The sequence below is a fragment of the Agrobacterium rubi TR3 = NBRC 13261 genome (genome assembly GCF_000739935.1).
In the GTDB taxonomy this organism is placed as follows: Bacteria; Pseudomonadota; Alphaproteobacteria; order Rhizobiales; family Rhizobiaceae; genus Agrobacterium; species Agrobacterium rubi.
In genome coordinates this window covers 109,588-123,307 of sequence record NZ_BBJU01000025.1, presented here as the reverse complement: position 1 = coordinate 123,307, position 13,720 = coordinate 109,588, and the positions used below count along the sequence as shown (strand labels likewise).

Here is a 13,720-nt window from a genome sequence, read left to right as displayed (position 1 = left end):
CCAAATCCTGCTATTGCCCTTGAAGCCAAACCTTGTTGTCGTGAAAAGCTGCGCCTCCATACGGGGCAACCGCGTCGCCACCCGTCAGCACATTAATGCCTTCGCCATCCAGATGCGCTTTGTTGGGCCACAATCCCTCAGCGATGAGAACACCTGCCCTCGCACCCTCGACGATCTTCACATGTATGCGGAGCGCGCCCCGCTGATTTCCGATGCGCACGATATCTCCGTCGCCGATACCAAGACGCGTGGCATCGGCGGGACAGATCATCAGCTCCGGGCGTCCTTCTTTCTGAACCGATGTCTTCGTCTCTGCGAAGGTGGAGTTCAGGAAGTTGCGGGCGGGCGATGTCGCCAGCCGGAATGGATACTCGGCATCGGCCACTTCGATGACATCGACCTGATCCGGGAATTTCGGTAGCTCCGCCACCGGCCCCATCACAGGCACATTCTTCGGCGGTTTGTTGGGTGACGGGCCGCTCTGCCAATCCGGGCTAAAGCGGAATTTACCGTCCGCATATCCGAAGCCTTCGAGATAATGCGCGACCTCGAACGGCGGCTGCGCATCGATCCATTTTTCTTCGGCAAGGCTGTCGAAATCACCCCAACCGCCGGGGCCGAGAATGAGATCGATATGCTCGCGCTCCGTCATGCCGAAGCCCGGCATGTCAGCCACACCGAGGCGCTTGGCCAGTTCCTCGATAACGAAGAGGTTGGTGCGAACGGTGTCCGGCGGCTCCACCAGTTTTGGGCCGAGCAGAATGTGGTTCTGACCACCGGCGCGGTAGATATCGTCATGTTCGAGGAACATGGTGGCGGGCAACACGATATCGGCAACTTCAGCCGTCTCCGTCATGAACTGCTCATGCACGGCAACGAACAGGTCATCGCGCAGGAAACCCTGCTTCACAAGCCGCTGCTCCGGGCAAACATTGACCGGGTTGGTGTTCTGGATCAGCAGTGCCGTTACCGGCCCTCCGTAACGCAGAGCCTCGGCGTCGCCGGTCAGCACACGACCGATCTGCGATTGGTCGAGCTGGCGCACATTTGGGTCGGCATAGGCCGTGCCCATCAGCTCCGCCTTGTTGAGCCGGAAGATGTCGCCATTGTTGTGAAACGCACCGCCGCCCTCATATTGCCATGAGCCCAGCACGGTGGAGATAGACAGCGCCGCATGCATGGCAACCGCCCCGTTGCGCTGGCGGGCGAAACCGTAGCCGAGACGGAAAAAGCTCTTGTTTGTGGTGCCGACCAGCTGAGCGAAGGCCTCGATCTCTTCCACCGACAGACCGGTGATATCCGAGGCCCATTGCGGTGTCTTTGGCGCAAGATGCGCTTCGAGACCAGCAGGATCATCCGCGAATTTCGCCATATAGGCGCGGTCGGCATAACCATCGCGGAAAGCGATGTGCATGACGGCGCAGGCAAGGGCTGCATCCGTGCCGGGCCGCACGATCAGCTTCATATCCGCCTGCTTCATCGTCGGGTTGTCGTAGATATCCACGACCACGATTTTTGCACCGCGCTCTTTTCGGGCGCGGATCGCGTGGGTCATGACATTGACTTGGGTGGCAACGGCATTGGTGCCCCAGATCACCACCACATCCGCCCTCGCCATCTCCCGCGGGTCGGGTCCGCGCAGAGCGCCCGTGCCCATGACGTAACCCGTCCAGGCCATGTTGGTGCAGATGGAGCCGAAGAAGCCGGAATATTTCTTGGCGTGGCGAAGTCGTTCGATGCTGTCGCGCTGCACTTGCCCCATGGTCCCGGCGTAGAAATAGGGCCAGATGGCCTCGGCACCATGCTTGGCTTCAACCTTGACGAAGGCATTGGCGACTTCATCGAGAGCGGCATCCCAGTCGATCTCTTGCCAGTCGCCCGCCCCTTTGGCACCCTTGCGACGCTTCGGCGTCAGCAACCGGCCCGGATGATAAATACGCTCGGCGTAGCGCGCCACCTTGGCGCAGATGACACCAGCCGTGTAGGTGTTGGCATTGGCTCCGCGCACACGGCCAATCCGGCCATCCGCGTTGATGTCGACTTCCAGCGCGCAGGCGCTTGGACAGTCGTGGGGACAGACGGTGTGGCCGATGCTGACAGCACCAGTCACGGCTTTGGCGGAAATCGGGGTCGCATCATTCATGACTTTTGTATATTGCAAAGGCAATGCGGCCAAAAGGGCCAAGTGACGACCATCAAGAATATTCATAAAAGGCATCGGCGCGCATGAACTATCGGCATATTTATCACGCAGGCAACTTTGCCGATGTTCTCAAACACGCCGTCATGGCGCGTCTCGTTCGCTATCTTCAGAACAAGGACAAAGCCTTCCGGGTGCTGGACACGCATGCCGGCATCGGTCTCTACGACCTGTCGTCCGACGAGGCGCAAAAGACCGGCGAATGGCAGACCGGCATCGGCAAGCTTCTGGAGGCAGACCTGCCGCCTGCGGTCGCTGATCTCCTGGAGCCCTATCTGACAGCGGTGCGGGAGCTGAACCCGGAGGGGGGCCTTCAATATTATCCTGGCTCACCTAAGCTCGCACGCATGCTGTTTCGGCCGCAGGATCGGCTTTCCGCCATGGAGCTTCACCCGGATGATTATCGGGCGCTGGCACGCCTTTTCGAGGGTGATTATCAGGCCCGCGTGACGGAACTGGATGGCTGGCTTTCGCTGGGCGCGCATTTGCCGCCAAAGGAGAAGCGTGGCCTTGTGCTGGTCGATCCACCGTTTGAACAAGAGAATGAATATCAGCGCATGGCAGAAGGCTTTCACAAGGCCTATCGCCGCTTTTCAACGGGCACCTATTGTCTGTGGTATCCGCTGAAAAAGGGCGCGCCGATCAAGGATTTTCACGAGCTGCTGCAATCCTATGACATACCGAAAATGCTCTGCGCGGAATTGTCGGTGCGCAGCGATCGGCTGGAAGGCCTCAGCGGCTCCGGCCTCATCATCGTCAACCCGCCCTTTACGCTGAAGGATGAGCTGCACACGATCATGCCGGTGCTGAAAACCATTATGGCGCAAGATCGTTATGCGTCGCAGCGGGCATTCTGGTTGCGCGGAGAGTAGCTATCTCCCCTCCGCGCGACGCTCGTTTCGTTCGGCCACAGCCAGTTGTGATCTCTCGAAAAAGAGAATGATGAAAAGGCCAAAGATGAAGGGAATGATGAGGTAGAACAGGCGGAAGACCAGAAGGGCAGCAATGACATCTGCCGGGTTCATATCCGGCAGGCCGGTAACGAAGACCAATTCCAGCACACCCAGCCCGCCAGGGGCGTGGGAAATCAGGGCTGCTGAAAACGACACCAGAAAAATGCCGAGGATGACCATGAAGCCGGGATTTCCCGCCTCCGGCAGTGCAAAGTAGATGATGCCCGCAGCGCCCAGCAGTTCGATGGGGCCGATCACCAATTGCTGAATGACGAGGCGCGGCACTGGGTAAAACAGCGTAAAAGAGCCGATTTTCAAAGGCCGCAGCTTCATCAGGCTGCCGATGACGTACAATCCGACGATGGCGAGCAGAATGAAGCCAGTCGTTCTGGATGCTTCCACCGGCAAAATATCGACGAAGCGCTCGGTAATATCGGGCTCATAGACCAGTACAAGGCCAATGAGCATGATGGTGCCGATGGCGAAAGTGAAGGAGCACAGCGCCACGAGCACGCCGATTTCCGAAACGCTCAAGCCTTTCGACGTATAGGCCCGGTAGCGCACAACCGCCCCTGAAAACACCGAGGCGCCGACATTGTGCGATAGGGCATAGGTTGTGAACGACGTCAGCGTGATGAAAACCCAGCCGACCTTGCGCTTGAGATGTTGAAGCGCGATGCGGTCATATCCAGCCAGGGCGGCGTAGGCGATGAGTGTGCAAAGCCCGGACATGAGCCAGTGATGCGGATTGATGGCGACAAGACTGCCCCAGACGTCATCCAGCGAAAGATGTCGCAGTTCCTTGTAAAGAAGCCATACGGAAAAACCGATGGTTGCCACCCCGACGACAGGCCAGATGTATTTCTTCCATTTCATGCGTACATGCCCGGATATTCTCCCTTTCCGGCAGCGTGGCGTCTGACGGATTCGTAGAGCTTAGTCGTTATGCAAGCATTGTGACAACTAAGACTGTGGCTTTGTTTCATTTTTTGCTGGCCTGTTTGCCACGCGGGCGAGATGGTATAAAACCCCTTACCGATCAAGACTTCGTCATTGCTGCGCAGAAAGACAGTTCGCCCGATGAAACAATATGCCGGTTTTATCGCGCTGGCCGCACTTTCGCTTGCCGCAGCGGGCTGGATGACGTTTGGCCAGCCGTTACAAAATGCACCTGAACGACCGGAAACCACACAAACCGGCTCGCCGACGACCACGCCTGCTGGCACCGCGCCCCGCCGGCTAGGCTCAGGATTTGATTTTTACGTCTTGTCGCTGTCGTGGTCTCCAGCGTTTTGCGCCAGCGATGCCGGACGCAACAGCCGCCAGCAGTGCGGGACCGATCGCAAATATGGGTTCGTCGTCCACGGCCTGTGGCCGCAGAACGACAACGACTATCCGGAATTTTGTGGCAAGGATCGCAACGAACGGGTGCTGGATGCGCTTGGTCGAGGCATGTTCGACATCATGCCGTCGATGGGCCTTATCGGCCACCAATGGCGCAAACATGGAACCTGCAGTGGGCTGTCACAGGCCGAATATCTCGACACCACCCGCGCGGCCTATCAACGTGTGACCTTGCCTAAGGACATTGCTTCGGGTTCTGCACCCCGTACACTGTCCGCCGACGCCATCGAAAGCGCCTTCATTTCCGTCAATCCTGCCCTCACAAAGCAGGGCATCGCCATCAGCTGTGATGGGCCGAAGCTGGAGGAGGTGCGCATCTGCATGAACAAGGATCTCAGCTTCCGCACCTGCCCACAGGTCGACCGCAGAGGTTGCCGGTCAACCGCCGCAGACATCATTCCCATCCGTTAAACATCAGAGGTCAATATTATGGAATTGCTTTATTCACCCGCCTCCCCCTATTCCGCGAAAGTCCGCATGGCATCTCGCTATCTCGGCCTCGACGTCAAGGCGATCCGCGTCGACACGAATGCCGAACCGGCCTCGCTGATGGACAACAACCCACTCGGCAAAATCCCGGTTCTGCTGCTGGACGACGGCGGTTCGGTCTATGACAGCGTTGCCATCATGCATTATCTGAACAGGGTATCCGGCCATAAGCTTTATCCGAAAAAGGATCAAAAGCGCACGGATGCCGAGGTGCTGGAGGCGCTGTGTGACGGAATCACGGATTGCCTTCTCGCCATCGTTTACGAACGCCGCTCGCGCCCGGACGAAAAGGTCCACCAGCCGTGGATCGACAAGCAATGGTCCAAGGTCGTCAGAGGGCTGGATTACCTGAACGCCAACCTGCCAAAGACCGGCAAGAAGCTGCATGGCGGTCACTTCGCGCTCGCAGCCTTGATCAGCTATCTCGATCTACGGTTCGCAGGCGAGTGGGCCGACGGTCGAAAAACCTTGGCAGAGTGGCCCGAGACATTCGGAAAACACTTCAAGGATTACGCCGAGATGAAAGCTTCAGCCTGATCCACCCCAATCGGACACGCGGCGAAAGTTGCGTGTCTTTCGATAACGGACACAAAAAAGCCGGGGCAAAACCCCGGCTTTTTCGATTCAATCCGTTTAAGGATTAGAACTTTACGCCGATACCGGCCTTCACGCTATGATCGTCGAAGCCGCGAGATACGGTTCCTGTGTCGAGTGCGAAGTCCTTGTTCTGGTAATCGCTGTAGCGATATTCGACGCGAGCTGTGATGTTGTTGGTCACCATGGCTTCAACGCCAGCACCAACTGTGTAGCCGAGTGCTGTTGCGCTGTCGCTGGATGTAGAGTTGCTGACCTTGTTGTCAGAGATCGCAAGACCACCTGTACCGTAGAGCAGGAACGGGTTCATGTCGTAACCGACGCGGGCACGGATGGAGCCATTGACGCCCTGCTTGCCGCGAAGATCTTCGCCCAGAGGACCTGTACCAGCAGAACCCTTCTCGTCGCCGAGGTTAACGTCAGCTTCTGCACCGTAGACCAGCTGGCCGCTCTGGAAGTTGTAACCGCCGTAGAGACCGCCGCCGAAGCCGTCGGCATCACGATCGCCGCCATTGCCGGTGAAACGACCCCAGTCGTAGTTGGCAGTCGCACCGAGGTATGCGCCAGACCAGTTGCTGATCGGTGCTGGCTGCTCGTAAGCGACGGGTGCCTGCGGCACTTCGTTTACAGCGTCGGCTGCCTTTGCTGCCGAAAATGCCGCAGCTGCCATTGTGGTCGCCATTAGTGTTGCAACGATAGTACGCATGCTATTCTCCTTTTCAAACCCGCGGGGTGCTCAAACACTCGTTCCCAAACGCGGTGTAAATCAGTTGGTTCCCTGCCCGTCTGACAATCAAAATGATGGGTGATTGAGGAGATCACACAGCCAAAATGTGAATTGATTGGGGCAGCGCCGTGACGGAAATTGGACGTTGCTAAAATGACACAAAAATCTATTAAGGATAATGAGCCGTTAACTGAAGAACATCCAAACTTTACATGTATTTAAATAAAATTACTTCAACTGCATCGCCAGGGCATAAGTCTGTATAATTTGGTGCCGCTATGGGCAAACTTGGAATTTTCGCATTATATCGACTGCCAAAATCCATGTAAGCAGCACGCAGGTCAGCTTTGAACGAGAATATACCCAAAACCGTCTTGATTACCGGTGCTGCCCGTCGCATGGGCCGTGCCATAGCCGAATATCTTGCTGCAGAAGGCTTTGCGGTTGCTCTGCATGCCCGCTCCTCGCTGGACGAAGCAGAGGCATTCGCTAATACAATACGGCAAAACGGTGGAAAAGCGGCTGTCGTGCAGGCGGACCTCGAAAACACGGAATCAACGGAAAAACTGATGGAGAGCGCAAATTCTGCGCTCGGACCCATCGGAATCCTCGTCAATAACGCATCCGTGTTCCGTCATGACAGTTTGGAAGAGTTCGATTCTGCGGCATTCGATGCCCATTTTGCTGTTCACGTCCGCGCGCCCTCCATTTTGGGCGCGGCTCTCGTAAAACAGTTGCCCGACACTGCTTGCGGGCTCATCGTCAATGTCATCGATCAGCGCGTGCTGAAACTCACGCCGCGCTTCTATTCCTATACGCTGTCGAAATCCGCCATGTGGACGGCGACGAAAACCATGGCACAGGCCTTTGCGCCGCGGGTGCGGGTGAATGCCATTGGCCCCGGTCCTTCCTTCAAAAGTGCAAGACAGGCGCCGGAGGACTTTCAGGCACAGATCGACGCCCTTATATTAAAGCGTGGGCCGACCCCGGATGAGTTCGGGCGGACCGTTCGATTTTTATATGACACACCGTCGATGACCGGCCAAATGATCGCACTCGATGGTGGCCAGCACTTGGGCTGGGAAACCCCTGATGTGGCGGAGATAACTGAATGAACGGAAAGAAGCTGCCAGACGGCGGTATTCTCTTCGATGATAACGACGATGACGATGACGACGTAACCTCCACCACTTCTGTCGTGGCGGCGGATGGCGTTGTCGTGCCCGTGGACTGGAATGCGGGCTGGCAGAACGAATCCGGCCTCAAGGGCATGGATCTGATCGCGGAGTTCGTCAAACATCTGCCCAACAGCCCCGGCGTCTATCGCATGTTCAACGAGGCGGGCGACGTGATGTATGTGGGCAAGGCGCGCTCGCTGAAGAAGCGCGTCGGCAACTATGCTCAGGGACGTTTCCATTCCAACCGCATTGGCCAGATGGTGCGGTTGACGACGCATATGGAATTCGTGACGACGCGTACGGAGATCGAAGCGCTGTTGCTGGAAGCGAATCTGATCAAGCGCTTGCGTCCGCGCTTTAACGTTCTGCTTCGTGACGACAAATCCTTCCCCTATATCCTGATCACCTCAGACAACCGCGCGCCCGCCATTTTCAAGCATCGTGGCGCCCGTGCTCGCAAGGGTGATTATTTCGGACCCTTCGCCTCCGCCGGTGCCGTTGGTCGCACAATCAATTCGCTGCAACGCGCCTTCCTTATTCGCACCTGTACAGACAGCGTGTTCGAAAGCCGCACTCGGCCCTGTCTTCTTCACCAGATCAAGCGCTGTTCCGCCCCCTGCACCCACGAAGTGAGTGACGAGGGCTATGCAGAACTGGTCAAGGAGGCCAAGGACTTTCTGTCCGGCAAAAGCCAGAGCGTGAAGGCGACGATTGCGTCCCAAATGAACGAAGCGTCCGACGACTTGGATTTCGAGCGGGCAGCCGTCTATCGTGACCGGCTGGCGGCCCTGTCGCATGTGCAAAGCCATCAGGGCATCAACCCCGCCGGCATCGAAGAGGCTGACGTTTTCGCCATTCACCATGAAGGTGGCATCTCCTGTATCCAGGTGTTCTTTTTCCGCACCGGGCAGAACTGGGGCAACCGGGCCTATTTCCCCAAGGCTGATCCATCGCTTCCCGGCTCTGAAATCCTCACGGCCTTTCTCGCGCAGTTTTACGACGACAAGCCCGTGCCGAAGCAAATCCTGCTGTCGGAAGTGGTGGACGAGCAGGAACTTCTCGCCGCCGCTCTCTCAGAAAAGGCAAACCACAAGGTCAGCGTCTCTGTGCCGCAGCGCGGAGAGAAGAAAGATGTTGTCGACCACGTGCTTGGCAATGCGCGTGAGGCGCATGGCCGCAAGCTCGCCGAAACATCGTCACAGGCCAGACTGCTGAAGGGTTTTGCCGAGACCTTCGCCCTGCCCTACGTGCCGCGCCGGATCGAAGTGTACGACAACTCGCACATGATGGGCACCAATGCCGTTGGCGGCATGGTGGTCGCCGGGCCGGATGGTTTTACCAAGAGCCATTACCGCAAGTTCAACATCAAATCGACCGAGATCACTCCCGGTGATGACTTCGGCATGATGCGGGAAGTGATGACCCGCCGATTTTCGCGCCTGCTGAAGGAAGATGGCAGACCGGACCGCAGCCAAGCGGTGTCACCCGAAGACGCCGCCGACATCCCGTTCCCCTCATGGCCGGACGTGATCCTTATCGACGGTGGTCAGGGACAGATGACGGCAGTGCGCGCCATTCTGGACGAACTCGGCATTCGTGACTGCGTGACGGCCATCGGCGTGGCGAAGGGTGTTGACCGAGATGCCGGTCGCGAACGCTTCTTTACCGATAGCCGCAGTGATTTTTCGCTGCCGCCGCGTGATCCCGTTCTGTATTTCGTGCAGCGTCTGCGGGATGAGGCCCACCGCTTCGCCATCGGCTCACACCGTGCTCGCCGCAAGAAGGAGTTGATCAAGAACCCGCTGGATGAAATCAGCGGCATCGGTCCCGGCCGCAAGCGGGCGTTGCTGCAGCATTTCGGCACCGCAAAAGCCGTATCGCGCGCGGCGCTGAGTGACCTGATGGCGGTCGGTGGTATTTCCGAGGCCGTGGCCAAACAGGTTTACAATCACTTCCACGAGAGCGGCAAAGACTGACACATTGCTTTCGCGCAGCACCCGCAAAAAAACATAATAGGGTGTTGACGCTTGCGTCCAAGGGCTGCCACAACGCTTTGACATCGAATGACAGGTTCCCAATGGCTTCGCGCACCTACAATATCCCGAATCTTCTGACCTACGCCCGCATTCTGGCGGTACCGGTCATCGTTTTGTGCTTCTACATCGAAGGGAAGCTCGAAAGTTCGGATTTCGCGCGCTGGACGGCCCTCTGGCTGTTCGTCGTCGCCTCCATCACCGATTTTCTCGATGGTTATCTCGCCCGCATCTGGAACCAGACGTCCAATATTGGCCGCATGCTGGACCCCATCGCCGACAAGCTGCTGATCGCCTCGATCCTGCTGCTACTGGCCGCAGACGGCACGATTGCCGGGTGGTCTCTGTGGGCCGCAATCACGATTCTGTGCCGTGAAATTCTGGTGTCCGGTCTGCGCGAATATCTGGCCGCGTTGAAGGTCTCGGTGCCGGTCACGCAGATCGCCAAATGGAAAACCACAATCCAGATGGTCGCCATCGCTTTTCTTCTCGCCGGTCCGGCTGGCGATAAGGTCATTCCCTATACGACCGAAATGGGTATCGGCCTGCTCTGGATTGCAGCCGCGCTCACCATCTACACCGGTTATGATTATTTCAAAGCGGGCCTCAAGCATATCGTGGATGAGGAATGATGGTCAATATCGTCTATTTCGCCTGGGTGCGCGAGCGGATCGGCCGGTCCGAAGACGACCTCAATCTGCCCGCAGAGGTTACGACCGCGCGCCAGCTGATTGCGCATCTGACGACGCTTGGCGAAGAATATGAAGCGGCATTCGCGTTTCCCGATGTGATCCGCGTCGCCGTCAATCAGGAACATATCGATCACGATGAAAGCATTGTCGGCGCTCGCGAAATCGGTATTTTCCCGCCGATGACCGGCGGCTGAGCCATGGGCATCGAGCCGACCATCCGCGTGCAGGCGCAGGATTTCGACGCAGCGACTGAGACGCGGCTGCTGACGAGCACGGATAAGACCATCGGCGCTGTCGTCACTTTTACCGGCCTTTGCCGCGACGACGGCGGCACATTGTCCGCTCTCGAGCTGGAACACTATCCCGGTATGGCGGAAGCAGAAATGCTGCGCATCGCCAAGCTCGCCATCGACCGTTTCCAACTCCTCGGCCTCACTGCCATCCACCGCTACGGAAAGATCGCAACCGGCGACACCATCGTCCTCGTCATCGCCGCTTCCCGCCACCGGCAGGCTGCTTTCGACGGCGCAAACTTCGTGATGGATTATCTGAAGACCGCCGCGCCCTTCTGGAAGAAAGAGCATGGCAAAGACGGCACGGCTGGAGAATGGATATCGGCCAAGGATGCCGATGATACGGCTAAGGATAAGTGGCTTTAAGGGGCTTCACGCTCGCTTCGCGTAATAATCAGCCACAGAACCAACAGCGCAAGCACAGCCGCATCCCGCCATGCGACAGGGCCGTAAGCGGCCCAAAATGTCTCGGCAAAACCAATGGCGGCGGCCCCGGCTGCGCATTTGAGCGGACTGGTATAGCCGCCCGCAGCCGAAATCAGCACCACTTTCAGGCCAAAAACCAGCCCGGCGCCAAAATCCATATTGCCGTAATAAAAGGTAGCCAGCACACCGCAGATGGATGCGAAGAGCGCTGCTGCGCAATAGGACACCAGAAACACACGTCCCGCATTGATGCCGAGAAGTGACGCAGCGGAAGCGTCTTCCGACACAGCCTTCCAGTACCGCCCTGCGTTGGATTTTTGCAGGACCATATATCCGCCAGCGACCATCATCAGAAAAACCGCCGAATTGATGAGCTGCATCGGCGTCGTGGTAACGATGAAATCCGCGCTTCGCCAAACGTAAATCGGATCGTGCAAAAAGGGCGGTAGCCACAGGGAGCGTGTATTTGCGGCAAGCCGTGCGCTTTCCATCAGCGCAATCAGCGCACCAATGGCAGCGACCGTCACAGCATTGGGCGAGGCGCTGGCAAGCGGGCGCATAACGGCCCGTCCGATAAAGACCCCGGCCCAAAGCCCACCGAAAATGCCAGCCGCCGCCCCGAGCGCCAAAGTCGCAGGCAGAATGAGCCAAAGCTGGTTCCAGCCAAAATCGGCAAATAACAGGCATGTGAGACCGGCGAAGGCGAAGATAGCTCCGTAGGTAATGTCGGCCCGCTTGGTGATGGAGAAGGCGATGGCGTACCCGAAGGCCAGAGCCGCATAAAGCGTCGCTATCGGAACCGCGTTCAAAAACTGTTGCAGAAAGTAAGCCATGCCCACCGCTCTCCCGCCTTAATATAACTGGTAAAATTGATTTTGATAGTTATAATCGCAGCATGGTTTTTAGCTGGACACCACATCGTTTCGTCGGAGGTGCCTTGGCGCTGGATGTCGCCAACAGCGTCATTCTGCGCTTCGACCACGAGAAATCCGTGGATCGATTTGCTGTACCGGAACAGCTGGACAGTTTTTGCGACGCGGCGACCCGCCTTTCGGCTGAGTGCGACAGATTTTCTCTTCTTTCGCCGCCATCTCCTGAAAACCTGGGTCACCTGATCGAACTACGCGAAGCGACCGACCGGTATTTCCGCCAGTTGATCGAGACCGGACAGGACGAAAATGACCTATTGGCCAGGCTTCTCGACGCCTGTGCGGCTGCACTCAAAAACGTACCTGCCAAACACAGCCTTGAGGCTGCAACTGCCCGTTCGGTGTTGAGCCTCATGGCATGCCCCGATCGTACACGCTTACGGATCTGCGGCCATTGTGGCTGGCTGTTCATAGACCGCAGCAAGAACCGCAGCCGCATCTGGTGCGATATGGCCGTGTGCGGCAATCGCCAGAAAGCGGCCAAGCACTACCGGCGCAAAAAGGAGATTGCATCGTGAAGACGGTTGCCATTCTCATCGCTGCGTCCTTCCTCCTAACCGCCTGTCAGCGAGACGAGCAAAGAGAAATCGTCAGCGTGTCCGGCCGCATGTTCGTTTTCAATTATCGCGTGGCAGCGGCAACCTATCTCATCACCCTGCAACCCACAGCGCCGATCAGAGATGGCAGCACCATCGAAGCCAGCTTCGAAAATCCGCGTGGCGGAGATGCGCTTACCGTGACGGAACGGCTGTTTCCCGAAAGCCCGAAAATCACGTTGCAAAGTCCGCCGGTGGAGTGCGTGAAAGAAGGCCGCCCGTATAAAGTCACGATCCAGGTGAAAGCGCCGGACGAGCATGTGATGCAGACGATAGACACAAGCATCATATCGGACACGGATCAGTCGATGCTACCAGCAAAGCCGTTGGTCGTGGGACCGCTTTATACGCCAAACCCGGAGGTGTTTAGGGCGGATGGGAGTATGGATATGAGGTCTCTTGCGGGGTGTCCTGCTCGCTAACTCTTTAGCGTTTTGCCGTGTGGCTCACCCCCTCTGATCTGCCGGCCATCTCCCCCACAAGGAGGGAGATTGGCTGGGCGCGCTGGCGTTGCCTCAATATAAACCGTCAGAAGTGATCGAGGGGGTTGCCACGAGTCGATCACCCCACCTGTGGGGGAGATGGCCGGCAGGCCAGAGGGGGGCAGCCACACGGCACAACACACACAAAAAACGGAGCCTCTCGGCCCCGTTTTCCAATTCATTTCATCACTTTAAGGCAGCGGCCTCACAAACCGATTCCGCCGCTTCAAAAACTGAATCAGCCGACGATTTCGGTTTCTGCGAACCAGTAAGCGATTTCCTGAGCTGCCGTTTCAGGAGCATCCGAACCGTGAACGGAGTTTTCGCCGATGGACAGAGCAAAGCTCTTGCGGATCGTGCCCTCGTCAGCGTTGGCTGGGTTGGTGGCGCCCATGATTTCGCGGTTCTTGAGGATGGCGTTTTCGCCTTCCAAAACCTGAACGATGGTCGGGCCGGATGTCATGCCGTCTACCAGTTCGCCGAAGAAAGGACGTTCCTTGTGAACGGCGTAGAAGCCTTCGGCTTCGCGCTTGCTCATCCAAACGCGCTTGGAGGCGATGATGCGCAGGCCGTTGTCTTCAAATACCTTGGTGATCGCGCCTGTGAGATTACGCTTGGTTGCGTCCGGCTTGATCATCGAAAATGTGCGTTCAATCGCCATGTGTCCGTTTCCTTATTCTTGAAGAAAGTGGGCGGTGTTTAACCGCCCGAAGACCTGAAAACA

The 13,720-nt window shown here is 57.5% G+C and carries 15 protein-coding genes; 10 read left to right on the top strand and 5 right to left on the bottom strand.

The features are described 5' to 3' along the window. Positions 1-10: 10 nt before the first annotated feature. Complete coding sequence (locus RRU01S_RS19445; RefSeq protein ID WP_045231862.1) at positions 11-2,209, bottom strand: molybdopterin-containing oxidoreductase family protein; 2,199 nt, start codon at positions 2,207-2,209, stop codon at positions 11-13. 17 nt (positions 2,210-2,226) lie between these two features. Between RRU01S_RS19445 and RRU01S_RS19440 the strand changes: the two genes are divergently transcribed. Further along, a complete protein-coding gene (locus RRU01S_RS19440) occupies positions 2,227-3,072 on the top strand; it encodes a 23S rRNA (adenine(2030)-N(6))-methyltransferase RlmJ (protein ID WP_045231861.1) in 846 nt (281 codons plus the stop codon). Here RRU01S_RS19440 and RRU01S_RS19435 read toward each other — a convergent pair whose 3' ends face one another. Then, positions 3,073-4,029, bottom strand: coding sequence for a lysylphosphatidylglycerol synthase domain-containing protein (locus RRU01S_RS19435; RefSeq protein WP_045231860.1), 957 nt, complete (start codon positions 4,027-4,029; stop codon positions 3,073-3,075). 204 nt (positions 4,030-4,233) lie between these two features. On the opposite strand from RRU01S_RS19435, the gene RRU01S_RS19430 reads away from it, so the two are divergent. Both RRU01S_RS19430 and RRU01S_RS19425 read left to right on the top strand, forming a co-directional pair. After that, entirely contained in the window at positions 4,234-4,968 is a 735-nt protein-coding gene (locus RRU01S_RS19430) for a ribonuclease T2 family protein (RefSeq protein ID WP_045231859.1), read from the top strand. 18 nt (positions 4,969-4,986) lie between these two features. Then, positions 4,987-5,583: a glutathione S-transferase gene (locus tag RRU01S_RS19425; RefSeq protein ID WP_045231858.1), complete on the top strand. Its 597-nt coding sequence runs from the start codon at positions 4,987-4,989 to the stop codon at positions 5,581-5,583. 103 nt (positions 5,584-5,686) lie between these two features. Here the strand turns inward: RRU01S_RS19425 and RRU01S_RS19420 are convergent, their stop codons facing one another. Beyond that, positions 5,687-6,346 (bottom strand): outer membrane protein, encoded by a 660-nt coding sequence (locus tag RRU01S_RS19420; RefSeq protein ID WP_045231857.1) that lies wholly within the window; start codon positions 6,344-6,346, stop codon positions 5,687-5,689. A 368-nt stretch (positions 6,347-6,714) separates the two neighbouring features. Here RRU01S_RS19420 and RRU01S_RS19415 point away from each other — a divergent pair, with 368 nt between their 5' ends. The 5 genes from RRU01S_RS19415 (at position 6,715) to RRU01S_RS19395 (ending at position 10,929) form a co-directional block, all read left to right on the top strand. Beyond that, positions 6,715-7,482 carry an SDR family oxidoreductase gene (locus RRU01S_RS19415; protein WP_045231856.1) on the top strand — a complete coding sequence of 256 codons (768 nt, stop codon included), beginning with the start codon at positions 6,715-6,717 and terminating at the stop codon, positions 7,480-7,482. Further along, entirely contained in the window at positions 7,479-9,521 is a 2,043-nt protein-coding gene (uvrC, locus tag RRU01S_RS19410; RefSeq protein ID WP_045231855.1) for an excinuclease ABC subunit UvrC, read from the top strand. The genes RRU01S_RS19415 and uvrC overlap by 4 nt, the downstream gene beginning before the upstream one ends. 101 nt (positions 9,522-9,622) lie before the next feature. Next, positions 9,623-10,210, top strand: a complete 588-nt coding sequence (gene pgsA, locus RRU01S_RS19405) for a CDP-diacylglycerol--glycerol-3-phosphate 3-phosphatidyltransferase (protein ID WP_045231854.1) — start codon at positions 9,623-9,625, stop codon at positions 10,208-10,210. Next, entirely contained in the window at positions 10,210-10,464 is a 255-nt protein-coding gene (gene moaD, locus RRU01S_RS19400) for a molybdopterin converting factor subunit 1 (protein ID WP_045231913.1), read from the top strand. The genes pgsA and moaD overlap by 1 nt, the downstream gene beginning before the upstream one ends. A gap of 3 nt (positions 10,465-10,467) precedes the next feature. After that, entirely contained in the window at positions 10,468-10,929 is a 462-nt protein-coding gene (locus tag RRU01S_RS19395) for a molybdenum cofactor biosynthesis protein MoaE (RefSeq protein WP_045231853.1), read from the top strand. Here RRU01S_RS19395 and RRU01S_RS19390 read toward each other — a convergent pair. Beyond that, positions 10,926-11,822, bottom strand: a complete 897-nt coding sequence (locus tag RRU01S_RS19390) for a branched-chain amino acid ABC transporter permease (RefSeq protein ID WP_045231852.1) — start codon at positions 11,820-11,822, stop codon at positions 10,926-10,928. The two genes, RRU01S_RS19395 and RRU01S_RS19390, sit on opposite strands and share 4 nt — an antisense overlap. Positions 11,823-11,884: 62 nt before the next feature. Between RRU01S_RS19390 and RRU01S_RS19385 the strand changes: the two genes are divergently transcribed. Both RRU01S_RS19385 and RRU01S_RS19380 read left to right on the top strand, forming a co-directional pair. After that, positions 11,885-12,436, top strand: a complete 552-nt coding sequence (locus tag RRU01S_RS19385) for a CGNR zinc finger domain-containing protein (protein ID WP_045231851.1) — start codon at positions 11,885-11,887, stop codon at positions 12,434-12,436. Then, positions 12,433-12,936 (top strand): hypothetical protein, encoded by a 504-nt coding sequence (locus RRU01S_RS19380; RefSeq protein WP_045231850.1) that lies wholly within the window; start codon positions 12,433-12,435, stop codon positions 12,934-12,936. Before RRU01S_RS19385 ends, RRU01S_RS19380 begins: the two co-directional genes overlap by 4 nt. Before the next feature lie 298 nt (positions 12,937-13,234). On the opposite strand, the gene ndk is transcribed toward RRU01S_RS19380, so the two are convergent. Further along, complete coding sequence (gene ndk, locus RRU01S_RS19375; RefSeq protein ID WP_045231849.1) at positions 13,235-13,657, bottom strand: nucleoside-diphosphate kinase; 423 nt, start codon at positions 13,655-13,657, stop codon at positions 13,235-13,237. Positions 13,658-13,720: the final 63 nt, after the last annotated feature.

Bases quoted from the DNA above. Each gene is read 5' to 3' on its own strand.
- RRU01S_RS19445 (WP_045231862.1), bottom strand. From the start codon at position 2,209: ATGAATATTCTTGATGGTCGTCACTTGGCCCTTTTGGCCGCATTGCCT.
- RRU01S_RS19440 (WP_045231861.1), top strand. From the start codon at position 2,227: ATGAACTATCGGCATATTTATCACGCAGGCAACTTTGCCGATGTTCTC.
- RRU01S_RS19435 (WP_045231860.1), bottom strand. From the start codon at position 4,029: ATGAAATGGAAGAAATACATCTGGCCTGTCGTCGGGGTGGCAACCATC.
- RRU01S_RS19430 (WP_045231859.1), top strand. From the start codon at position 4,234: ATGAAACAATATGCCGGTTTTATCGCGCTGGCCGCACTTTCGCTTGCC.
- RRU01S_RS19425 (WP_045231858.1), top strand. From the start codon at position 4,987: ATGGAATTGCTTTATTCACCCGCCTCCCCCTATTCCGCGAAAGTCCGC.
- RRU01S_RS19420 (WP_045231857.1), bottom strand. From the start codon at position 6,346: ATGCGTACTATCGTTGCAACACTAATGGCGACCACAATGGCAGCTGCG.
- uvrC (WP_045231855.1), top strand. From the start codon at position 7,479: ATGAACGGAAAGAAGCTGCCAGACGGCGGTATTCTCTTCGATGATAAC.
- pgsA (WP_045231854.1), top strand. From the start codon at position 9,623: ATGGCTTCGCGCACCTACAATATCCCGAATCTTCTGACCTACGCCCGC.
- moaD (WP_045231913.1), top strand. From the start codon at position 10,210: ATGGTCAATATCGTCTATTTCGCCTGGGTGCGCGAGCGGATCGGCCGG.
- RRU01S_RS19395 (WP_045231853.1), top strand. From the start codon at position 10,468: ATGGGCATCGAGCCGACCATCCGCGTGCAGGCGCAGGATTTCGACGCA.
- RRU01S_RS19390 (WP_045231852.1), bottom strand. From the start codon at position 11,822: ATGGCTTACTTTCTGCAACAGTTTTTGAACGCGGTTCCGATAGCGACG.
- RRU01S_RS19385 (WP_045231851.1), top strand. From the start codon at position 11,885: ATGGTTTTTAGCTGGACACCACATCGTTTCGTCGGAGGTGCCTTGGCG.
- ndk (WP_045231849.1), bottom strand. From the start codon at position 13,657: ATGGCGATTGAACGCACATTTTCGATGATCAAGCCGGACGCAACCAAG.